Annotated in this window: 20 protein-coding genes; 5 read left to right on the forward strand and 15 right to left on the reverse strand. The window is 67.9% G+C overall.

Going from position 1 to position 22,394, the window contains the following annotated elements:
• Positions 1-18 precede the first annotated feature (18 nt).
• On the forward strand, positions 19-999 hold the full coding sequence (locus EV645_RS27470; protein WP_130446897.1) for a carbohydrate kinase family protein: 981 nt from the start codon (positions 19-21) through the stop codon (positions 997-999).
• 13 nt (positions 1,000-1,012) lie between these two features.
• Here EV645_RS27470 and EV645_RS27475 read toward each other — a convergent pair whose 3' ends face one another.
• Positions 1,013-1,432, reverse strand: coding sequence for an ester cyclase (locus EV645_RS27475; protein WP_130446898.1), 420 nt, complete (start codon positions 1,430-1,432; stop codon positions 1,013-1,015).
• A 79-nt stretch (positions 1,433-1,511) separates the two neighbouring features.
• Here EV645_RS27475 and EV645_RS27480 point away from each other — a divergent pair, with 79 nt between their 5' ends.
• Complete coding sequence (locus EV645_RS27480) at positions 1,512-2,105, forward strand: TetR/AcrR family transcriptional regulator (RefSeq protein ID WP_130446899.1); 594 nt, start codon at positions 1,512-1,514, stop codon at positions 2,103-2,105.
• Here the strand turns inward: EV645_RS27480 and EV645_RS27485 are convergent.
• From EV645_RS27485 to EV645_RS27530, 10 genes are all read right to left on the reverse strand, one after another.
• Positions 2,093-2,779 carry a GntR family transcriptional regulator gene (locus EV645_RS27485; protein ID WP_130446900.1) on the reverse strand — a complete coding sequence of 229 codons (687 nt, stop codon included), beginning with the start codon at positions 2,777-2,779 and terminating at the stop codon, positions 2,093-2,095. The genes EV645_RS27480 and EV645_RS27485 overlap by 13 nt on opposite strands.
• Positions 2,780-2,822: 43 nt before the next feature.
• On the reverse strand, positions 2,823-4,100 hold the full coding sequence (locus EV645_RS27490) for an alpha/beta fold hydrolase (RefSeq protein WP_130446901.1): 1,278 nt from the start codon (positions 4,098-4,100) through the stop codon (positions 2,823-2,825).
• Positions 4,097-4,921 carry an ABC transporter ATP-binding protein gene (locus tag EV645_RS27495; protein ID WP_130446902.1) on the reverse strand — a complete coding sequence of 275 codons (825 nt, stop codon included), beginning with the start codon at positions 4,919-4,921 and terminating at the stop codon, positions 4,097-4,099. Before EV645_RS27495 ends, EV645_RS27490 begins: the two co-directional genes overlap by 4 nt.
• A complete protein-coding gene (locus EV645_RS27500; protein WP_130446903.1) occupies positions 4,918-5,718 on the reverse strand; it encodes an ABC transporter ATP-binding protein in 801 nt (266 codons plus the stop codon). Before EV645_RS27500 ends, EV645_RS27495 begins: the two co-directional genes overlap by 4 nt.
• Positions 5,715-6,698 carry an ABC transporter permease gene (locus tag EV645_RS27505; protein WP_130446904.1) on the reverse strand — a complete coding sequence of 328 codons (984 nt, stop codon included), beginning with the start codon at positions 6,696-6,698 and terminating at the stop codon, positions 5,715-5,717. The genes EV645_RS27500 and EV645_RS27505 overlap by 4 nt, the downstream gene beginning before the upstream one ends.
• Complete coding sequence (locus EV645_RS27510; protein WP_130446905.1) at positions 6,695-7,648, reverse strand: ABC transporter permease; 954 nt, start codon at positions 7,646-7,648, stop codon at positions 6,695-6,697. Before EV645_RS27510 ends, EV645_RS27505 begins: the two co-directional genes overlap by 4 nt.
• Complete coding sequence (locus EV645_RS27515; RefSeq protein ID WP_242000697.1) at positions 7,645-9,342, reverse strand: ABC transporter substrate-binding protein; 1,698 nt, start codon at positions 9,340-9,342, stop codon at positions 7,645-7,647. Before EV645_RS27515 ends, EV645_RS27510 begins: the two co-directional genes overlap by 4 nt.
• The gene (locus EV645_RS27520) at positions 9,342-11,192 is read right to left on the reverse strand and encodes a glycoside hydrolase family 127 protein (RefSeq protein ID WP_242000698.1); all 1,851 of its coding nucleotides are present in this window, start codon (positions 11,190-11,192) and stop codon (positions 9,342-9,344) included. Before EV645_RS27520 ends, EV645_RS27515 begins: the two co-directional genes overlap by 1 nt.
• Before the next feature lie 221 nt (positions 11,193-11,413).
• Positions 11,414-13,972: a polynucleotide kinase-phosphatase gene (locus EV645_RS27525; RefSeq protein WP_130446907.1), complete on the reverse strand. Its 2,559-nt coding sequence runs from the start codon at positions 13,970-13,972 to the stop codon at positions 11,414-11,416.
• Positions 13,969-15,369: a 3' terminal RNA ribose 2'-O-methyltransferase Hen1 gene (locus EV645_RS27530; RefSeq protein ID WP_130446908.1), complete on the reverse strand. Its 1,401-nt coding sequence runs from the start codon at positions 15,367-15,369 to the stop codon at positions 13,969-13,971. Before EV645_RS27530 ends, EV645_RS27525 begins: the two co-directional genes overlap by 4 nt.
• A gap of 217 nt (positions 15,370-15,586) precedes the next feature.
• On the opposite strand from EV645_RS27530, the gene EV645_RS27535 reads away from it, so the two are divergent.
• Positions 15,587-15,910 carry a hypothetical protein gene (locus EV645_RS27535; protein WP_130446909.1) on the forward strand — a complete coding sequence of 108 codons (324 nt, stop codon included), beginning with the start codon at positions 15,587-15,589 and terminating at the stop codon, positions 15,908-15,910.
• A 27-nt stretch (positions 15,911-15,937) separates the two neighbouring features.
• Here the strand turns inward: EV645_RS27535 and folE are convergent, their stop codons facing one another.
• A complete protein-coding gene (gene folE, locus EV645_RS27540; protein WP_130446910.1) occupies positions 15,938-16,549 on the reverse strand; it encodes a GTP cyclohydrolase I FolE in 612 nt (203 codons plus the stop codon).
• A 76-nt stretch (positions 16,550-16,625) separates the two neighbouring features.
• Between folE and EV645_RS27545 the strand changes: the two genes are divergently transcribed.
• Positions 16,626-17,312 (forward strand): helix-turn-helix transcriptional regulator, encoded by a 687-nt coding sequence (locus EV645_RS27545; RefSeq protein WP_130446911.1) that lies wholly within the window; start codon positions 16,626-16,628, stop codon positions 17,310-17,312.
• Positions 17,299-17,787, forward strand: coding sequence for a Cys-tRNA(Pro) deacylase (gene ybaK, locus EV645_RS27550; RefSeq protein ID WP_130446912.1), 489 nt, complete (start codon positions 17,299-17,301; stop codon positions 17,785-17,787). The genes EV645_RS27545 and ybaK overlap by 14 nt, the downstream gene beginning before the upstream one ends.
• Here ybaK and EV645_RS27555 read toward each other — a convergent pair.
• The 3 genes from EV645_RS27555 to EV645_RS27565 form a co-directional block, all read right to left on the reverse strand.
• The gene (locus tag EV645_RS27555; protein ID WP_130446913.1) at positions 17,774-19,066 is read right to left on the reverse strand and encodes a glycoside hydrolase family 32 protein; all 1,293 of its coding nucleotides are present in this window, start codon (positions 19,064-19,066) and stop codon (positions 17,774-17,776) included. The genes ybaK and EV645_RS27555 overlap by 14 nt on opposite strands.
• A gap of 26 nt (positions 19,067-19,092) precedes the next feature.
• A complete protein-coding gene (locus EV645_RS27560) occupies positions 19,093-21,195 on the reverse strand; it encodes a phosphocholine-specific phospholipase C (protein ID WP_130446914.1) in 2,103 nt (700 codons plus the stop codon).
• A gap of 61 nt (positions 21,196-21,256) precedes the next feature.
• On the reverse strand, positions 21,257-22,339 hold the full coding sequence (locus EV645_RS27565) for a 3-deoxy-7-phosphoheptulonate synthase (RefSeq protein WP_130446915.1): 1,083 nt from the start codon (positions 22,337-22,339) through the stop codon (positions 21,257-21,259).
• Positions 22,340-22,394: the final 55 nt, after the last annotated feature.

Genomic DNA, 22,394 nt, shown 5'->3' on the forward strand with positions numbered 1-22,394 from the left:
CCCGAGGGAGCACCCCGCATGCGCATCGCTGTCGCCGGATCGATCGCGACCGACATCCTGATGACGTTCCCGGGCAAGTTCAAGGACCAGTTCCTCGAGGAGCAGATGCACAAGGTCTCCTTGTCGTTCCTGGTCGACGAGCTGGTGGTGCACCGCGGCGGTGTCGGCGCGAACATCTGCTACGGCATGGCCCAGCTCGGCTTCGGGTCGCTGCTCGTCGGGTCGGTCGGCGCCGACTTCGCCGAGTACGGCGAGGCGCTGACGGCGGCCGGCGTGGACGTGTCGCATGTCCGCGTCTGCGAGAACGTACACACCGCGCGGTTCACCTGTACGACGGACCAGGACGCGAACCAGATCGCCTCGTTCTACACCGGCGCGATGGCCGAGGCGCGGGAGCTCGACCTGGGCGCGATCCATCAGGCCACCGGCGGCGTCGACCTGGTGCTGATCGGCGCCGACGACCCGGACGCGATGATCAAGCACACCGAGCTGGCCAGGCAGCACGGGATCGCCGTCGCGGCGGACCCGTCACAGCAGCTGGCGCGGATGGAGGGTGCGGACATCCGCCGGCTGATCGACGGAGCGGCGTACCTGTTCAGCAACGAGTACGAGGCCGGCCTGATGGTGCAGAAGACCGGCTGGAGCCACAACGAGATCCTCGAGCGGGTCGGCGTGCGCGTCACCACTCGCGGCGGCGACGGCGTGGTGATCGAGGACACGACCGGAGTGCTGGCGAAGGTCCCGGCCGTGCCCGCTCCGGGCCTGGTCGACCCGACCGGCGGCGGCGACGCGTTCCGCGCCGGCTACCTCACCGGCCGCGCCTCGGGCCTCGACCACGAAGCGGCCGCCCACCTCGGCTGCACCCTCGCCACCACGGTCCTCGAAACAGTCGGGACGCAGGAGTACACCCTCGACCACGACGTCTTCCTCGACCGCCTCACCACCGCGTACGGCGCCGACGCCGCCTCCACCGCGAAGCAGGCGCTCAAGTCTTCGTGATCCGTACGACGGGTCAGGCGGCCAGTCGCGCCAGCGCGCCCGTCTGCTCGAGCAGAGCGAAGCGGTCCGGGCAGCCCCAGTGCTCGACGATCCGGCCGTCGACGACGCGCGCCACCTCGAACAGCGCGATGTCGATGACCGCGTTGCTCGGCGGGCCGAAGAACGATCCGGTGGCTGTTCCCCGCGCCCTTCCGTGAGCCCAGACGACGTCGCCGACGACGACCGAGTCCTCCAGGGTGTACACGATGTCCGGCATCAGCTGGTGCACCTGCCGGATCGCGGCCTTCACCAGGTCGCGGGCCTCGCCGTCCGGCTCGGGGCGGAACTGGTGCTCGATCAGATCCGGCGCGCACAGCTCGTCGACGATCGCCTCGTTCCCGGTCGCGAATCCCTCGTGCAGGATCCGCTCCAGCACCTCACGTGGTCCTTCCATGACTCCCCCTCGGAGTAATTGCACTAGCAGTGCACTCGATGCAGTGTCACTGCACTGAACACAGTGATAGTGTGCCCACATGTCCGAGGCTGTCAAGTCCTATCGCCAGGTGCAGGCCGAGGAGACCCGCCTGCGGATCGCCCGTGCGGCCCGTGCGCTCTTCGCCGGGCAGGGGTACGGCGCCACGAGCATCGACGCCATCGCCAAGGAGGCCGGCGTCGCGACCCGGACCGTCTACTCGGCCTTCGGCACCAAGCGCGAGATCCTCTCGCTGATCTGCGACGAATGGCTGAGCGAGGCCGGCGCTATCGAGCGAGCCGACCAGGTGTTCGCGATCGACGACCCCGCCGAGCGACTCCGCGGCGCGGCCGGCTGGCTCACCAACCTGTACGCCGCCGGCTTCGACGTCGTACTGATCTTCGAGGCCGCGACCGACGAAAGCCCCGAAACAAGGGCCTTGCTGCGCTCGAAGCTTGCCGGACGCAACCAAGTGATGGACGCGATGATCGCCTCGCTGGAAGACCAGTTGCAGATCCCGCTCAAGCAGGCGCAGGCCATCTACCGCGCGCTCGCCGCGCCTGGGGTCTATCAGGAACTGGTCGACGAGTCCGGTTGGACTCCGGACGAGTTCGAGACGTTTGTTGCCGACTCACTCCATCGTCAGCTGCTCTGAGATCGGGCCCACAATCCGCGCACGTGGCCGATGTGCTGACGCATCAGCTGCTCGGCGCCCTCGCCGTCACCGGCCTCGACCATGTCCATCAGCTCGTGGTGCTCGGTGGCCGACGGAAGCAGCCGGCCGCTCTCGACCAGCGGCGTGAGACCGAGCAGGCGGGTCTGGGAACGCAGGTCCGAGACGACGTCGACGAGCTTCTGGTTGCCGGAGTACGCGAGCAGGGTGACGTGGAAGACCCGGTCCGCCTCGATGTACGCGATCAGGTCACCCGCCTGGGCCGCCACCACGATGTCCTCGGCCAGCCGGCGCAGCCGCGGGTAGTCAGCCGCCGGAATCACCGGTACGACGTCCCGGATCGTCGGCGGCTCGATCAACTGCCGAACCGCGGCCACGTTGTCGAGGTCCTCGTCGGACACCTCGGTGACCCGGAAACCCTTGTTCCGCAAGGAGATCACCAGGCCCTCGCGGACCAGGTCCAGCATCGCCTCGCGCACCGGCGTCGCGGAGACGCCGAACCGCGCGCCGAGCGTCGGCGCGGAGTACACCTCCCCCGGCTTCAGCTCACCGGAGATCACCGCCGCACGCAGCGCGTTGGCAACGCTGTCACGCAGGTTCTCGCGCTGTGCGAGCCGCCGTACGCTCGGCATCGGCTCGGTCGAATCGGCAGTCATCGTTCACCTCCCAGGGTCGCCGCCTATTGTGAAACACCATCCCTCACCGCGCCGGGATGCCACCCCCGACGGACGCGACCAACTCGGTGAGCCGCTCGAACACGCGGTCCGACCCGAGGCCGTCGTGTTCGTACTCGTTCGTCACCCATGCCTGCAGGTTCCCGACCCGCCCGGCGGTGTCGAGCTGCAGCCCGGAGTCGACGTACATGTCGTCGAAGTACACCGCGGCAGCGACCGGTACGTCGTTCGCCGCCAGCCGCTCGAGGTCGTACAGCTCGGGCCACTGCGGCCGCTGTGCCATCAGCTCGACCGCGCCCTGGAACGGCCGCAGCCCGCGGATCTCCTCGAACATCCAGGGATACATCATCTCGCCGGTGAACAGCAGCGGCCGTGCGTCCTCGGCGAACTGCGGACGCTGCGCCCGCTCCGCCTCGGCGGCCCACCCCGTCGCGCCCTCGCCGGATCCGTAGATGCTCTCCTGGAGCGAGGCGAACAACGGCTCCTCGAGGTACGACGACAGGTCGAGAGCCTGCCCGAGGAAGGTGTCCGAGAGCTCGTCACCGTCGAACGCTTCGTCGATCAGCCAGTGGACCCGCTCGTACCCGGGCTTCATCCCGAACGCGATCCCGAGCGACTGGAACCGCCGCACCGTCAGCCGGTCACCATCCGGCAGCCGTACGTCGTCCGCCGCCAGCCGGTCCGCGATCGCACCGACCTGCTCCACGTCGTGCGGGTAGCGCTTGTAGAACTCGCGGTTCTTGGCCTCGACCCGCGGATAGGTACGCCGGTACACCTCGGCCGCCGACGGATCGATCGACGCCAGCCCACCGGTCACGTAGCAGGCGGTCAGACCCTCAGGCGCCTTCGACAGATAGGTGAGCGTGAGGAATCCGCCGTAGCTCTGACCCAGCGTCGACCACGGCTTGTCGCCGAAGACCGTCTTCCGCAGGTGCTCGGCGTCGGCGATGATCGAGTCCGCCCGGAAACACGCGAGGTAGTCGGCGCCTTCCTCGGCCGACATCGTTGCGATCCGCCGGCGGGTGACCGCCGTACTCCGGCCTGTGCCCCGCTGGTCCATCAGGACGACCCGATAGTTCTTCAGGGCCTGCCCGATCCACCCGGTCACACCGATCGGCCGCGGTCCCCTCCCGCCCGGACCGCCCTGGAGGAACAGCAGGCACGGCAGGTCCTCGTTCTTGCGGGTCGGATCGACGAGCTCGCGGGCGAAGACGGCGATCGTCTCGCCCGGGTTCGACCAGTCGAGCGGAACGTCGACGGTGTGCTCACGGACGTGCATGCCGGGAATCGTGTAGCTGATCATGAGGCCTCTTTCTGCCTGCGTCTGGCGTCCCACTCCGGGTTGATCCGCGGTACGGCGGCCAGGAGCGTCTTCGTGTACTCGTCCTGCGGGTCGCCGAACACCTGGTCCCGCGACCCCACCTCGACGATTCTGCCTCTGTTCATCACGGCCACACGCTGGGAGATCTGCCGGACCACGGCCAGGTCGTGCGCGATGAAGATGTAGCTGAACCCGCTCTCCCGCTGCAGCCGCATGAGCAACTGCAGCACCTGCGCCTGGATCGACACGTCGAGCGCCGACACGGCCTCGTCGCAGATCACCAGCTTCGGGTTCACGGCGAGCGCACGAGCGATCCCGATCCGCTGCGCCTGCCCGCCGGAGAACTGCGCCGGGTAGCGCCGGTAGTGATCCGGGTTCAGCCCGACGCGCTCCATCAACTCCTGCGTGAACGCGCGACGCCCGCCCTCCGGGGCGATGCCCTGGTAGCTGAGCGGCGCGGTGATGATCCGCTCCACGGTGTACCGCGGGTTCAGCGACGAGAACGGGTCCTGGAACACCACCTGCACGTTGTTCCGGAACGTCGCCAACTCCTTGCCCTTGGCCCGGGTCACGTCCTGCCCGTCGAACACGACCGATCCGTTCGTGGGCTCCAGCAACCGGGCCGCGATCCGCGCAGTCGTCGACTTGCCGCTGCCCGACTCCCCCACGATCGCGAGCGTCTCACCGAGCTCGACCTCGAAGCTCACGTCGTCCACGGCCGTGAACGTCGACTTCTTCGCCATCGCACCCTCGCCCCGGGTGACGAACTGCTTCGTCACGCCGCGGACCTGCAACAACGTCATGCTGGCACCTCGTCATCGATCCTCGGTACGGCGTCGAGCAGCATCCGCGTGTACTCGTGCTGGGGGTCTGAGAACACCTGCTCCGCCGTCCCGTACTCGACCGGATCCCCCTCGCGCATCACCAGCACCCGCTGCGCGATCGAGCTGATCACGGCCAGGTCGTGCGTGATGAAGATCATCCCGGTCCCGGTCGTCGACTGCAGCTCGGCCAGCAGCTCCAGGATCTGCGCCTGCACGGTCACATCGAGCGCAGTTGTCGGTTCGTCGGCGATGAGCAACGACGGCGAGCAGCACAACGCCATCGCGATCATGACTCGTTGCCGTTGGCCACCGGAGAACTGGTGCGGGTAGTGATCGACCCGCCGCTCAGGATCAGGAATCCCGACCCGCTCGAGCGCCTCGATCGCGACCTGCTTGGCTGCGCGTCGCGATCCGCCCTGATGCGTCTGGTACATCTCCGAGATCTGCAGACCCACGGTGTAGTAGGGATTCAGCGACGACAGCGGGTCCTGGAAGACCATCGAGATCGCGTTGCCACGCACAGCTCTCAGGTCTCGCTCCGACTTGCCGAGCAACTCCGTGCCGTCCAGCCGGACGCTCCCGGACGTCTGCGCACCGCGCGGCAGCAGACCGAGCACGGCGAGCGCGGTCATCGACTTGCCTGACCCGGACTCGCCGACGATCCCGAGCGTGTCGTCGCGACCGACCGTGAACGACAGGTTCTTCACCACCTCCACCGGACCACGACTTGTCGGAAAGGTGACCGTCAGATCGTCGACAATGAAGAGATCGCTCATGACGACACCACCCGCACCCGCGGATCCAGTGCCGTGTACAGCAGGTCCACCACAACGTTGCCGATGACAACGAAGAAGGCGGCCAGCAGGGTCACCGCCATGATCACCGGCTGGTCGTTCTTGGCGATCGAGTCGGCGGCCATCTTGCCGATCCCGTTCAGCCCGAACACTGTCTCGGTGATCAACGCACCGCCGAGCAGCCCGGCGAAGTCCATCCCGAAGATCGTCGTGATCGGCGTCAACGCCGGCCGCAGTGCATGCCGGCGCATGATCAGCGAACCGCTCAGCCCCTTGGCACGCGCAGTACGGAAGTAGTTCTCCGACAGCGTGTCGATGACGTTGCTCCGCGTCAGGCGCGCGTACAGGCAGGCGTAGCCGACGGCCAGCACGACCCACGGCATCAGGTACGACTCGAACCACAACACCGGGTTGTCCGCGAACGGCACCGCCGACGGGAACGGCAGCACCTGCAGCTTCACCACGAGCACGTACTGGAGCAGCAGCGCGAGCACGTAGTTCGGGATACTCACGCCGCCGAGCGCGAGCGCCATCGCCGTACGGTCCCACCAGGTGCCTTGCTTCACTGCGCTGACGAGGCCGCCGATGACGCCGGCGAGCAGCCACAGTACGGCGGCGCCGACCGCGACCGTGATGCTGACGGGCAGCCGCGCGGTGATCATGCTCCACACCGACTCGTTGGTCTGGAAGCTGTAGCCCAGACACGGCGCCGGGCAGTGCACCGAGCCGTACTGCCGGCCCGCGAAGATGCCGCGCAGGAACTCCCAGAACTGGGTCAGGATCGGCTGGTTCAGCCCGAGTACGTCACGGATCGAGTTGATCCGGTCCGGCGTACATGTCTTGCCGCAGATCATCACCGCGGGATCCGGCGACAACTTGAAGAAGATCAGATACGTGAACAGGCACACGGCCAGCAGGATCAGTACGACGCTGCCGAGCCGGCCGAGAACATAGCGCGTCATGCCGCCTCTCCTTGGTCGATCAGCGTGCGGATCTTGTCGCCGAGCACCGTCAGCGAGAGCACAGTGAGGAACAGGAACGCACCGGGGATCGCGAAGAACATCGGGTCGACGGAGTACCAGCTGACCGAGCTCGCGATCATCTGGCCCCACGACGCGGTCGGCGGCGAGACACCGACGCCGAGGAACGACAGGCCGGCCTCGGTGCCGATGAAGCCGGGGATCGCCAGCGTCGTCATCACCACGATCGAACCGCGCAGGTTCGGCAGGATCTCCCGGAACACGACTTGGGTGTCCTTGGCTCCGGACGCGCGCGCCGCCTCGACGAACTCACGGTTGGCCAGCGTCATCGTCTGCCCGCGGATCACTCGGGCCAGGTACGGCCAGCCGAACACGCTGATCACCACGACCAGCAGCACCGGCCGGTTGCCCGACGGCAGCGACGACAGGATCGCGATCATGAAGATCAGCGCGGGGAACGCCATCAGGAAGTCCATCAGCCGCGAGATCACCTGGTCGACCCAGCCGCGGTAGAACCCGGCCAGCATGCCGAGCACGACGCCGAGGATCCCGGTCAGCAGGGTCGCCGACAACGAGATCGTGATCGACACGCGAGCGCCGTACACGATCCGGGCGAACAGGTCGCGGCCGTTCTGCGGTTCGACGCCGAACCAGTGCGATCCGCTGATCCCGCCGAGCGAGCCGTGCGGTACGCCGCCGAGGTCGGAGTTGATCGCCGCCGAGTCGAACTGGTACGGCCCCCACCCGCTGAGCTTGGTGATCAGCGGAGCGGCGACCGCCATCAGCACCACGATCGCCAGGAACACCAGGCACGCCAACGCGCCCTTGTCCCGGGTGATCGTGGTGACCACCCGCTTGCCCGAGGTGGGCGGCGCCAACGGCCCTGATGGCACCGCCTCCTCGACCTCGACAAGCGTTGGGCTGGTTGTCACTTCCCTGCGTCCTTGAGGCCGACCGAGACCAGGTCGATCCCGCCGGAGAAACCGTCGTGCAGGTAGGCGCCGCCAATGTTGCTACCGACAAGCATCAGCACCTTCTCGTACAGCAGCGGTACGACCGGCGCGAGCGCCATGATCTGCTTGTCCAGCTCGCCGTACGCCGCGTTCGCCGCGTTCACGTCGGTGAGCTTGGAGATCTCGTCGATCTTCGCGTTGACGCCCGGGTCGTTCAGCTGCGAGAGGTTCGTGTTGCCCTTCGGGGTGATGTTGCGGCCGTCGAACAGCGGCGGCAGGAAGGTCGCACCGGACGGCCAGTCCGGGCACCAGCCGGTGATCGCCGCGTCGTGCTGCTGCGACGTCGTACCGATCACCTCGTAATAGGTCGCGGTGTCGATCGTGTTGATCTTCACGGTGACCTTCAGCGGCTCGAGCGCCTGCTGGATCGCGACCGCCATCGCCTGCATCTTCGGTTGCGCCCGGGTGTCGAGCGTCATCGTGAAGCCATTGGCCAGGCCGGCCTCGGTCAGCAGCTTGCGGGCGCCGTCGATGTCGCCCTTGTTGTCCTGGCTCGGGTACGGGTCGTAGTCCACCCGGCCGGTGATCGTCGGCGGCTGGATCGTGTTCCCGATCTCGGCGAGCGCCGATCCGCCGTCCGCGTCGCGCACGGTCTGCTTGTTGATCGCGAGGTTGATCGCCTGCCGCACCTTGACGTTGTCCAGCGGCTTCTTCGTGGTGTTGAGCCCCATGTACGTCGTACAGCCGTTGATGCCGGTCATCGTGCGCTGCTTGAGCTGCGGCGTCTGCATCCGGGCCACGGTCGCGGCCTGGACGGTACCGGCGATCGCGTCGGCGTCCGTGCCCTGGCCGGCGAGCATCCGCTCGTCGATCGTGGCGGGGTCAAGACCGAACGTCCACTGGAACACGTCCGGGTTCGCGGTCCGGACGTTGTCGGTCTTCTTGTCCCACTTGTCGTTGCGGACGAGCTTCAGCGACGCGCCCGGCTTGTAGTCGGCGAGCTCGTACGGACCGGACGAGATCGGCTTGCTGTCCAGCTGGTTACCTGCGCCCTGGCCCTTCGGCACCGGGGTGAAGGTGTTCTGCGCAACCACGCTGCCGAAGTCCGCGAACGGCTTCTTCAGGTGGAACACGATCGTCTTCGCGTCCGGCGTCGAGATCGTTGCCAGGTCACCCGACTTGTACGGGCCCTGGTACGACGCCGGCGCCTCGATCAGCTGCTTCGCGTACGGCGAGCCGATGCCGAGCTCGGGATCCCAGGCGCGCTCGACACCCCACTTCACGTCGGCGCTGGTGATCGGCGCGCCCGTCTCGAAGAACACTCCGTCCTTGAGCGTGAACGTCCAGGTCTTGCCGCCGTCGCTCGGCTTGCCGGTGTCGGTGGCGAGGTCCGGGACGATCTTGGTGCCTTCGGCACCCGGTGCGGCGCCCTGGGTGGTGAGCGTCCGGTAGATCAACCGGTAGAAGTTGTTGACACCGCCGTCGAAGCCGCGGGCCGGGTCGAGGTGCGAGAAGGCCGCGTTCGCGAGCACCTGCAAGGTGCCGCCCTGTTCCGCCTTGGCACCCGGACCGGCGGCCGTTTGGCCGCTGGTACCGGACGTGCCGCCACCGCACGCGCTGAGGGTGAGCGCGGCGGTTGCCACCAGCCCGACGAGCATTGAAGTTCTCTTCATTAGCCTTCTCTTTCAGTTCGCAGCCACACACGCATGGCCAAGGCCTGACGGTTTCCCCACAGGAAGTACGGGACGAATGTCGCCGGCACTTCTTGGACGGCGGATTGTTTGCTTGCTCCGGTGATGACGGGATACAGCTCGGCCGGCGGCTCGGGGGCGACCCCGGCTGTCAGCTCGAGCACGAGATGGTCTTCGCGCTGCCGCGCAATCGCCGTACTCACAGCACTCGGCGTCAGCAGCAGGTCGTCGACCGGCGCGTCTACATCTTGTTGCTCGACGCAATAAACCAGCGGACCGCGAGCCACCGCGATCGCACCACGGGTCGCGTCCAGGTACGGGTGCGAACCGTGCGCTCTCGGTGCCATCGGCAACGTCAGTCGCACGACGTCGCCGGGGACGAAGGTGCGGCGGACGGCGACCCATCCCTCGTCGGCCGGCGCCGGCGTCTCGTCCTCGGCGCCGGGCAGGGCGAGCGTCGCCTCGGTCGCCCAGGCGGGGATGCGGAGCGCGATCGTGCGTTCCTCGGCCGGCGCGTTCTCGACCGTGAGGGTGATCTCGCCGTCCCACGGGTAGTCGGTGGAGACGCTGATCGCCAGGTCGCCGGCGGTGATGCGGGCGTCGGCGTACACCCCGACGTACAGCACGTCGTCGCGGGCGACGGCCACCTGGTCCTGCAGCTCGGACATCCAGCGGACGATGTTCGGCGGGCAGCAGGGGCATCCGAACCACGCGCGTCGCAGCAGTTCACCACCGTCTTCGGCGCCGGATCGCTGCTCGTGATCCGGCCGGCGCTGCAGCGGGTTGTCGTAGAAGAAAGCGGTACCGTCCGCCGAAAGCCCAACAGCATAGGCGTTGTAGAGCACGGTCTCGTAGACGTCGAGGTACGACGCTTTGCCGGTGGCAACGAACATCCGCCACGCCCACTGCATCGTTGCGATCGCCGCGCAGGTCTCGGCGTACGCACGCTCGGACGGCAGCTCGTACCGGTCGCCGATCGCCTCGTCGGAGTGCCGGCTGCCGAGCCCGCCCGTGAGGTACAGCTTGGTCGCGACCATGTCGTCCCAGAGCCGCTCGAGCGCGGCGAGAAGGGTCTGATCGCCCGTCTCCAGGTAGACGTCCGTCGCGCCGGCGGCCAGATAGGCCATCCGGACGGCGTGCCCGATGACCGACGGCAGCTCGCGGAACGGAACGTGATCCTGGAAGTACTCCCCCGGGAAGATCGTGTGCTTGAGCTTCCCCTGCCCGCGGCGATCGACGAACAGCCGCGCCTGGGTCAAGTAGTCCGCGTTGCCCGTTTCTCGATAAAGCTCGACGAGCGCCATCTCCACCTCGGGGTGCCCGTCGACGACCTCCTCACCGTGCTCGCCGTACTTGCGCACCACGAGGTCCGTGAACTTGCGGGAGATCGTCAGCAGCCGGTCGTCGCCGAGCCGGCGGTTCGCGGCGACGGCGGCCTGGATGAGGTGGCCGAGGTTGTACAGCTCGTGCCCCCAGCCGAGATCCGACCAGGGCTGCTTGGGCTGGTCCGGGTCCTGGAAGTACGAGTTCAGGTACCCGTCCTCGGCCTGCGCCTCTTCCAGCAGTGCGACGACCTCGTCGAAGAACTCCCGTGCTCCGGCCGGCGCGTCCTCGCGGCCCACCTCGTACGCGAGCCCCTCGAGCGTCTTGTACAGATCCGTGTCCAGGAACGGGTACCGCCCGCGGTACGGCCCGACCGACGGATCGGCGAGCCGGCGCAGGTTCTCCAGGTTCCCGGCCTTCCGCAGTTCGGTGATGACATGCGGAATCGTCGCGACCCGGTTCCGCCGCTGCCAACTCCCCAGCAGCCCACCGGTCAGCTCTACCCTCACCTCAGTACCGTGTGACATTGCACTGACCTTAAGTGCAATGTCACACCTTGCCAAGAGAAAACGGCAGACGTTTACACGCCGGAAACCATCACCCCTCGCCAGGTAGGTGCAACCTCGACAGGACGTATAGGTCCACTGCCCTCATGCGCACGCGTCGCCAGGGCCGGTTTGGAGGGTAGTGGACGTATACGTCCTGTCGAGCTGCCCAGATGGGGGATGATTCAGAGCCGTGGGTCGACTGGCTCGGACTCCAGCGCGAGCACTGCGAAGACGCATTCGTGGATGCGCCAGAGGGGTTCGCCGCGGGCGGCTCGGTCGAGGGACTCCAGGCCCAGGGCGTACTCGCGGAGTGCTAGCGAGCGCTTGTGGCCCAGGTTGCGGTCGCGGAGGCGGGTGAAGTTGGCGGGGTCGGTGTAGTCGGGTCCGTAGATGAGCCGCAGGTACTCCCGCCCGCGGACCTTCAGACCGGGCTGTGCGAGACCCTTCCCGGTGCGGGTCAGGTTCGCGGCCGGCTTCACGACCATGCCCTCTCCCTCACCCTTCCCCTCTCCCTCACCCTGCCCCTCTCCCCCGGCCCCGGTGAGCTCTTCCCACCAGGCGATCCCGGCGTCCCAGTTGTCCGCGTCAACGAACAGCCGGCGCGTCTGCGTGATCAGCTCCGGGCCCTTGGCGACCATCCGGTCGGCGACATCGAGATGCCACGCGTGCGGCCGGTCCTGGTACGTCGCCCCCTCGGACGCCAGCACCTGGAACGGGGCCAGCCGTACTCCATCGAGCCCGTCGGTCGGCCAGCAGTAGCGGCGGTACGCCTCAGTGAACTTCGCCGCGTTCGTCGTACGGCGCTCCATCGACGCCAGCAGCTCGCCCATGTCCAGCCCGGCGTCGACCGCGGACCGTAGTGCGGCGGTTGCTGCGGGCAACGACGTACGGGCGGCCGCGCCGACGGCTGCGTACTGGTTCCGGAGCAGGTCCTCGGCCTTCGCGCTCCACGGGAGCAACTCCGCGTCGAACAGCAGCCACGACGTGTCGAGCTCCTCGAAGATGCCGGCATCGGAGGCCACGCGGCGCAGCCGGAGTAGGAGCTCGTCGGTCAGGTCCGCGTCGAAGAACGACCGGCCGGTGCGGGTGTGGATAGCGCCCCGGCCAGCAACGCCGAAGCGTTTCTCCGCCACATCGTCGTCCCGTGTCAGCAGCACGACCGCGCGCGAGCCCATGTGCTTCTCCTCGCACACCAGCTCGGTGACGCCCTGCGCGCGATACGTCTCGAACGCCTGCCGCGGGTGCTCCAGCAGCCCCGGCTCGGGCGACGTCGCGACCGGGCTCATCGTCGGCGGCAGGTACAGCAGGAACCGCGGATCGATCGCGAACCGGCTCATCACCTCGAGCGCCGCACCGGCCTGCTCGGCGCGGACGCTCAGTCGCCCGTGCGTCGCGGTCTCGATCACTCGGCGACCGGTCACGTCGGTCAGCTCGAGTACGTCGGGCTCGCGCGACGGGGCGGTTGCCACGTGCAACGGTTTGGCCGGCGCGTAGTACTCCTCGGCGGCCTTCACCGACACCAGCTCGCGCTCGGGATAACGCAGCGCGGTCAGCGATCCACCGAAGACGCAGCCTGTGTCGAGGCAGATCGTGTTGTTGATCCACTCGGGCTCGGGCGTCGGCGTGTGGCCGTAGACGACCATCGCGCGACCGCGGTAGTCGTTCGCCCACGGGTAGCGCACGGGCAGCCCGAACTCGTCGGTCTCCCCCGTCGTCTCGCCGTACAGGCAGAAGGAGCGGACGCGGCCGGACGCACGACCATGCATGCGCTCGACCAGACCGGCGTGCGAAACGACCAGCTTGCCGCCGTCGAACACGTAGTGCGAGATCAGCCCATCGATGAAGGTTTCGACCTCGTCGCGGAACTCCTGCGGCTCCAGCGCGAGCTGCTCCAGCGTGGTCTCGAGGCCGTGGCTGATCTTGACGTTCTTGCCTCGGAGCGCGCGGAGCAGCTTGTCCTCGTGGTTGCCCGGCACGCAGTACGCGTTGCCGTTGGCAACCATGCCCATTACGAGGCGCAGTACGCCGGGTGTGTCGGGGCCGCGGTCGACGAGGTCACCGACGAACACGGCGCGGCGGTCCTGGTGTACGGCGTCGATCGGGCGCCCGGTGGCGTCGCGGGTGATCGTGTAGCCGAGGTCCGTGAGCAGCTGCTCGAGCTCGGGGCGACAGCCGTGGACGTCGCCGATGATGTCGAACGGGCCGGTCCGGTCCTTGAGATCGTTGAAGAGCCGGGTGCGTTCGATGCTGACGGCATCGATCTCGTCGACGCTGTTCAGCACATGAACGGTCCGGAAGCCTTCACGCTTGAGGCTCCGCAGGCCGCGCTTCAGCTGTGAGCGCTGGCGGGTGATCACCTTCGCACCGAACTGCCGGTCGGCACGCTGCTCGGTGCGCTCGATACACACCCGCTCCGGCGGGTCGAGCACGATCGCCACCGGCAGTACGTCGTACTCCCGCGCGAGATTCACCAGCTCCTTGCGCGCGTCGGGCTGCACGTTGGTCGCGTCGATCACCGTCAACCGCCCGGCCGCGAGCCGCTTCCCCGCGATGAAGTTCAACACCTCGAAGGCGTCCTTGGTCGCAGCCTGATCATTCTCGTCATCCGACACCAACCCACGACAGAAGTCGCTCGAGATCACCTCGGTCGCCAGAAAGTGCTGCCGCGCGAACGTGCTCTTGCCGGAGCCGCTCGCTCCGACCAGAACCACCAGGGAGAGCGCTGGTACGTCGATCTTCATCGTGCGTCCTCCCGTCGGAACAGTGCTAGCTGGGTTGGCGGGCCCAGGGCGGGGTCGGGTGGGCCTACGGGGCGGAACTCGACTGAGTAGTTGTAGCGGGTGGCGACTTCGTGGGACCAGGTTTCGAATTCGGGGCGGGTCCATTCGAAGCGGTGGTCGGGGTGGCGGTAGTTGCCGGCGGGGAGGGAGGGGAAGAGGGCGTTGTACTCGCTGTTCGGGGTTGTGATGACGATGGCTGCGGGGTGGGCGGCGCGGAAGACCGAGTGGGCCAGGGCGGGTAGGCGGGGTGGGTCGACGTGTTCGATGACCTCCATGAGGACGACGGCGTCAAGGCCGGCGAGGCGCTCGTCGGAGTACGTGACGGACGACTGCAGGAAACGCAACCGGTCGCGCTGCCGGTCGGGCAGGTCGTCGTAGTGCAGTCGACGTTTGGCTCCGATCAGCGCTCGCGCCGACACGTCCGTCGCGATCAGCTCGCCGATCATCGGGTCCTTCAAGAGCTCGCCGACCAGCGCGCCTTCACCGCAGCCGATATCCGCGACGCGTCGCGCGCCGAGCTCACGCAGTACGCCGGCCACCACGCCGCGACGTTCGACTGCGAGCGACACCGAGCCTTCGTCGGACGACTCGTCGGCCAGCTCCACGCCATCGACCTCGGCGAGCCGCTCGAGCGCCGCATCGGCCAGATACCGCCGGTGCGCGAGATAGCGGCGCGAGATCAGCTCCTTCTCGGGATGCGCACCGAGCCATCCCTCGCCGGCGCGCACCAGCTTGTCGACCTCGTCGGAGCCGACCCAGTAGTGCTTGGCGTCGTCCAGCACGGGCAGCATCACATACAAGTGGTTGAGCGCATCGGCCAACCGCAGTACGCCGGTCAGCCGCAGGTCGACGTACCGCGAATCACCCCAGGCCGGGATCTGTGGATCGAGCGGCACCGGCCGCGCGTCGACGGTCCACCCGAGCGGCGCGAACAACCGCTCGGCCAGGTCGGACCCGCCCCAGCACGGCAGGGCAGGCACGTGGATCTCGAGCGGGATCGCACGCGCCGCCAACTCGGGACGCGCGTCGCAGCGACCGTTCATCGCGGTCCGGAACAGCTTCGCCAGCGCCACGGCGAGCAGGCTCGAGGCGGCGTACGGGCGATCGTTCACGTACTCCCCGAGCGTGAATCCTTCCGCCGCCTTGCCGCGGCCGGACCGGACCAGCCCGATCGGGTCGATCTCCAGCAGGACCGCCGCCGTACACCGCTCGTCGGTCGCCTCGGGGTAGAACACGTGGGCCGATCCGCCGGTGACCTCGATCAGCTGCGGCCGGGCCGGGTTCTTGTGCAACAGGAACCCGAAATCACTCGCAGGCGCGTCAATTCCAGTCAGGTCGGTACCAAGCGTCAGGAACACCGCGCTATTCGATCACGGGTCGAGGAATGAGACACGCGGATTGAGGGCTGGCGTGTTCGGCCCTTTGGATCTAGCTTGTGTTGAGAAGATGAGTCGCTACAGACCGTCCTTCCCCGCTGACAGTCGGTAAATGTCCCCGGTTTGTGGCGAGAGCCCAAGCACGTGACTACGGGGAAAGGATCATGGCACCAATCTGTCGCCTCCCGGGGTGTAGCCGGTGAAACCCCAGACATTCGAACTCGTTCGTTACACCGACATCAGCGGGGTTTCCGGTACCGGCGTCGTCGCCGAAGGCTGTGTCTTCACCGACGGCTCGGTCGCGCTCCGCTGGCACGGCGCAAACCCCTCCACGGCCGTCTGGCCGGACCTGGACTCCATCCTCGCCGTTCACGGCCACTGCGGCGCGACCGTGGTGCGCTGGCTGGACGTCTCCGAGATGGAGCCGGTACCGGGCACCGACCTGCTGCCGGGCGAGCTGACGCACATCCTCGCCACCGGCCGCCGCACCCACCACCACCCGTCGGCCGTAGCGTCGGCCTGAAAGGCGAGTTTCGGCTGACCGCCCGGCCTACGGGGTGAGGCCGGTCAGCGCGAAGAACTCCTGCCGCGAACTGGGGTTGTCGCGCAGGATCCCCTGCAGCGACGACGTCACCGTCTTCGAGCCGGCCGCCCGCACGCCGCGCAGCGACATGCACTGATGCTCGGCCTCGATCACCACGCCGACGCCCTTCGGGTCGAGGTGATCCTGCAGCCAGTCGGCCACCTGCTTCGTCAGCCGCTCCTGCACCTGGAAGTCACGCGCGAACAGCTCCACCACCCGGGCCAGCTTCGACAGCCCGAGGATCCGATCGCCCGGCAGGTACCCGACGTGGGCGACGCCCTGGAACGGCAGCAGGTGGTGCTCGCACAACGACTGCACCGGGATGTCCTTGGCCAGGACGAGCTCGTCGTACCCCTCGTCGTTCGGGAACGTCGTCAGCTCGAACTCCCGCGGCGTGAGCATCTCCGCGTACGCGTTCGCGACCCGGCGCGGGGTGTCCGCCAGGTGTGCGCTCTCCGGGTCCCGCCCGAGCGCAGTCAGCAGATCGGCCACCGCGCGCTGCGCGGCCGGAAGATCGATCTCCGCCCGCCGCGCGACGATATGGAGGGGGACGGACTCGAGGTCGGCCGAGATCGCCATCTGCACACTCCCTGAGGTCTCAACGAACTGCCACTATAACTGTTACATCAACCCAAGTTGTCGATAGAATCATCCCGTGGACACGTCGTGGGACACCGAGGTTCAGGCGATCGCCGCGTTGGAGGAGCCGACCCGCCGCCGGCTCTACGAGTACGTCGTCGGCTCACCCGACCCGGTCAGCCGCGACGAGGCCGCGGCCGAGCTCGGTATCCCCCGGACGACGGTCGCGTTCCATCTGGACCGGCTCACCGAGGAGGGCCTGCTCGACACCTGCTTCGAGCGCCGGAGTGGACGCACCGGCCCCGGCGCCGGACGGCCCGCGAAGCTGTACCTGCGCTCCAACCGCGAGATCGAGATCACCCTCCCCGAGCGCCAGTACGCCGTTGCCGGCCGCCTGCTCGCCGCTGCCGTCGAAGACGCCGAAGCCAGCGGTACGTCGCCTCGCGCCGCCGTCAACCGCCGCGCCCGCGAGTACGGCGAAGCGATCGGCCGCGACGCCGGGGACAGCCCGGTGATCGAGATCCTCGCGTCGCACGGCTTCGAACCGCGCGCGGACAAGGACGGCATCGCGCTGGTCAACTGCCCGTTCCAGCGCATCGCCCAGGAGCAGCCCAAGCTGGTCTGCGGGATGAACCTGCACCTCCTGGCCGGCATCGTCGACGCGCTCGACCTCCCGTACGAGGCCCGCCTGGCCCCGTCACCCGGTCACTGCTGCGTCCGGCTCGTGCCCGCGGGATTAGGCTCGCCGGGTGGCGAAGAGTAAGCAGAGTCAGGGCACGCCCGCGACGGTTGCGCTGACGAAGGCGAAGGTCGAATTCACGACCCACGCGTACGAGCACGACCCGGCGGCGAAGTCGTACGGGCTGGAGGCCGCCGAGGCGCTCGGCCTGGACCCGGAGCAGGTGTTCAAGACGCTGCTCGTCGAGGTCGACGGGAAGCTCGCGGTCGGCGTCGTACCGGTCGGGAAGCAGCTTGATCTGAAGGCGATCGCGGCCGCTGCCGGCGGCAAGAAGGCGGTGATGGCCGACCCGGCCGCCGCCGAGCGCACCACCGGGTACGTCGTCGGCGGCATCAGCCCGATCGGCCAGAAGCGCGCACTGCCCACGGTCATTGACAGCACCGCCACCGACCACCCGACGGTCTACGTGTCGGGCGGGCGACGCGGTTTCGACATCGGCCTGTCCCCCGCCGACCTGATCGCCGTGACCAAGGCGCGTACGGCGGCTATCGCCAGATAGACCCGAGCTGGTGGATCGTCAGCTGCTCCACGACCGCACGCCCCTCGGCCACCAGCTCGAGCTCGGCCGGACGAACGTTGTAGCTCTGGTAGACCGCACCGTCGTTCCCGAACACGTCCAGCTGATCGCGGTCGATCAGTAGGTGGAGTTTGATCTTGCCGTTCACCGGTTCGAGCTTGGCGCCGTCGAGCTTTCGGTCCTGGTACATCACGTCGCGGCCGACCTTCACCGTGAAGCTCGTGACTTGGCTGACGTCGACAGTCGCTTCCAGCTCGTAGGTGCTGCCTGCCGCGAATTGCCAGCTGTCGGCGACCGTCAGGTTCTCCCAGGTCTGCGTGCTTTCGCGGAGCGACGCCAACTCCGGGATCGGCGTGCTGAAAACGCGAAGGCCATCGTCGGTGTGGTGCAGGGAGAGGTCCACCGGGAACGATGCGTTACCGGTCCAGATCGAGCCCTTGTTCTCGCCCTGCCAGGCCATCGACACGATGCGCCCGTCCGGCACGTTCTCGAAGGTCAGGCCCGCGTAGTACCCCGCGCCGGCAAACGTCTCGGTCTGGTTGAGCTTCTGCGGCTCGGTCCAGTCCGAGTGGTAGGTCGTACCGTCCCACTCCCCGACGACGTACTTGCCGCTACCGCCGTGGAGAAGCCAGCGGTAGCCGTCGTCGATCGCCATCCGGATCAGGTTCGGGCACTCGAACAACCAGTCGGCCGAATAGCGCGACGCGAACGTCCAATCGAGCAGGTTGATCGAGGTATAGAAGTCGACGCCGTTCCCGCCCTCGTCCGACCACACAACCATGCCCCAGGTCTCCGACACCGGGTCCCAGAACACCTTCGGGTCGCGGCTCGTGCCGCCGGGTGTGACGACCTTCTTGCCGTCGGCGTACGTCAGGAACGTATTGCCGCCGTCCAGGCTGTAGAAGACGATCACGCCGTTCGTGCCGGAGTACACGAGGACTGGGTCGTCCTCGCCGTCTTTCAGACCGCTGACGTTCTCGAGGTCGACGACCCCGCCACCCGACCACAGGTCACCGGGGTGGATCTGCGGGTCGAGGGCGATCGGTTCTTGCGTCCAGTGCACGAGGTCGGTGCTGGTCGCGTGACCCCAGTGCATGGTGTCCCAGACCAGGCTGTTCGGCGCGTGCTGGTAGTAGAGGTGATACACGCCGCGGTAGTACAGCGGCGCGTTCACGTCGTTCATCCAGCCGGCCCGCGTGCTGAAGTGGAACTGCCCGCGGTTGTCTTCCTGGTAGTTCGTCGCTGGATAGGGGGAGGTCATGGCTCCACACCTACCCCATCAGCGCCTCATCCAGTGATGCCGGGCTTCCCCGTTTCGAGGTGACCGGACAAGCGACGGCGGTACGTCGTGTCGTCCGGCGAGGTAACCTCGACGTCGTACCAGCCATGGTCGGTCGGCCAGAAGATCGGGCTGGTCTGCTTACCGCGCAGCTCGATCGTCGTGGCCTTGCTGCCGTACCCGCGGGACCTGAGCTTCACGGTCAGCGACTTCCGTGAGCCGTTGACAAGGTGGAGCTGGAGCGCGCCGGCGCGGTTCTCGATGCGTACGTCGAGGGCCGCCGCGGCGCCGTCGGACGAACCGGCAACCTCCGCCCAGAAACGGTTCGGCCCCTGGACTGCGACTTCGAACGGCCCGTCGACCGGGATCGCGACGGCGGTCGGCGACTGGCTCGGGCTCTTGTCGGCGTGGCTGTGATGTACGTCGAGGTGGGTCGGCGCAGGGAGCTCGCCGCCGTACGGATAGATGGCGAAGTGGGCCGACTGCGAGCCATGGTTGCTCAGGGCCAACATCAGCTTGCCGTTGGCAACTGATCCGGAAACCGACGGCCCGTAAGGCAATGCGCGGGCCGGACGGCGGCCGGGCTCCTGCACCGGGATCGCCTGGTCGACGGGCGGCGCGGGGTGCCAGCGGGTGATCGGCGCGGGCACCGGACCCGGCTGGTCGACCGGCGGCTGCCGGTACGTGCGGTCGAAGTCGAACGCCGATAGCAGGTCGCCGCACGCGGTCCGGCGCCAGGTGCTGATGTTCGGCTCGCGGACGCCGGTCCACTGCTCGAGGAAGCGCAGTACCGAGGTGTGGTCGAAGACCTGCGAGTTCACGTGACCGCCGACCGACCACGGCGAGACCACGGTCATCGGGACACGCGGGCCGAGGCCGATCGGCTTACCGGCGTACCAGTCGTCGCCTTCGCCCGAGGTGGGCTGCGGGGCGACCGGCGGCGGCACGTGGTCGAAGTACCCGTCGTTCTCGTCGAAGTTGATCAGCAGCACGGTCTTCGACCACGTGTCGGGGTCGGAGGCGATCGCGTCGAGGACGTCGTAGATCAGGTTCGCGCTGCCGACCGGGGTGGACGAGCCGGGGTGCTCGGAGTCGACCGCGGACGGGACCAGCCAGCTCACCTTCGGCAGCGTGCCGGCCTTGATGTCGGCGCGCAGCCGCGGGACGAGCGACTCCGGCTCGGACCGGTACATCGCCTTGCGGAACAGCTTCTGGTCCTTGATCGGCAGCTTCTCGACGGCCGCGTCGAGCAGCTTCAACGCGTCCGCGCGTTCGGCGTCGGTCTTCGCGAAGAGCTTGTCGTAGAACTCCTCGGTCGTCCGGTAGCCCGGCACGTTCGCCAGGATCCGGTGACCGATGTCCTTGAACGTCTTGAAGTACTCGACCGCGTTGTCGGTGAAGTTGTCCCACTCCTGGTAGATCTGCCAGGAGACACCGGCCTTCTCCAGCCGTTCCGGGTACGCCGTCCAGTCGTAGCCGGCGTGGTTGTAGTCGTACGCCGCGTTGGTGACCGCGCGCTGCGTCGTACCGGGCTCGTACCCGGTCGTGCCGGACCACAGGTAGTTGCGGTTCGGATTGGTCGAGCCGTTGACCGAGCAGTGGTACGCGTCGCAGATCGTGAACGTCTCGGCGAGCTCGTACTGCAGCGGGAGGTCGCCGCGCTCGTAGTGGGTCATGGTGGCGGCCGTCCTGGCCTGCACCCAGGCGTCGTTCCAGCCGCCGGCCCAGGCCTGGGTGGCGTCGCTGAAGCCGTGGGCCAGCGCGCCGAGGTACTGGATGTCGTCGAGGTTGCGGCCCTCGTCGGCGGCGGCCTTGCTCAGCGAGAACGGCAATACCTCGCCGCCGCCGGGCTTCGGCTGGTGGAAGATGCTCTTGCCGTTGCGCAGCCGCAGCGGCTGGCGGTCGCCGTACCCGCGGATCCCGTGGAGCGTCCCGAAGTAGTGGTCGAACGATCGGTTCTCCTGCATCAGCACGATCACGTGCTCGATCGCGCGCAGACCACCACGCCGCACAGGCTGCGTCATCGCGGTGTGCAGCGACGGTGGGAGCAGCGAGACCGCTGCCCCACCCGCCATCGAACCGAGCACCAGGCGCCGGGAGATCTCAGTCATGGTCCGGACCCTAGGGGCGGGCCGTAGCCACCGTGAGACCTCCGGATGAACAGCTGTCCGCCTACGACCTACGCCGAGCGATTGCTGCATCACGCAGCTTCTCGAGCGTCTGCTCGGTCGTCTCCCAGCCCATGCAGGCGTCGGTGACCGACTGCCCGTAGGTCAGCTCCCGGGTCGGGTCGAGGTCCTGGCGACCCTCCTGCAGGAACGACTCGAGCATCACGCCGACGATCGCCTTGTCGCCGGCCGCGACCTGCGCGCCGATCTCTCCGGCCACCACCGGCTGGCGGCGGTGGTCCTTGCGGCTGTTGCCGTGGCTCGCGTCGATGACGACCCGCTCCGGCAGTCCTGCCTTGCGGAGGAGCTCGACGGCGCCGGCGACGGAGTCCGCGTCGTAGTTCGGGCCGCTGTCGGAGCCACGCAGTACGAGGTGGCAGTCCGGGTTGCCGCGGGTGTGCAGGATCGCGGGCGCGCCGTCGTGGTCGACACCGGTGAAGACGTGCGGTACGGCGGCGGCCTTGATCGCGTCGACGGCCGTGGCGATCGAACCGTCGGGGCGGTTCTTCATCCCGATCGGCATCGACAGGCCGGACGACAACTGCCGGTGCACCTGGCTCTCGACGGTGCGTGCGCCGATCGCACCCCAGCCGACGGTGTCAGCGATGTACTGCGGGGTGATCGGGTCGAGGAACTCGCAGCCGGCCGGGAGTCCGAGCTCTGTGACCTGGACCAGCAACTGGCGGGCGATACGCAGACCGCGGTTGACGTCGCCGGAGCCGTCGAGGCCGGGGTCGTTGATCAGGCCCTTCCAGCCGAGGGTGGAGCGGGGCTTCTCGAAGTACACGCGCATCGCGATCAGCAGGCCGTCGGAGAGGCGCTCCGCGACCGGTCGCAGTCGTTCGGCGTACTCGAGGGCCGCCTCCGCGTCGTGGACCGAGCACGGGCCGACGACCACGAGCAGCCGGTCGTCGACGCCGTTGAGTACGTCGGCCACCGCCTGCCGTCCGTCGGCCACTCGCCCGGCGAGTTCGTCGTTGAGCGGGAACTCGTCGTGCAAGGCCTGCGGGGTGATCAGGGGGACGGTCTTCTCGATCCGCCGATCGACGACGCGCGCCTGTTCGGTCGGTTTCGGGAGGGTGTTCATCGGGGGACCTTTCCGCCGGTCCGCTCGCGTTGCAGCGCAGGCAGCCGGCTGGTGG

The sequence above is a fragment of the Kribbella rubisoli genome, assembly GCF_004217145.1.
Taxonomy (GTDB): Bacteria; Actinomycetota; Actinomycetes; order Propionibacteriales; family Kribbellaceae; genus Kribbella; species Kribbella rubisoli.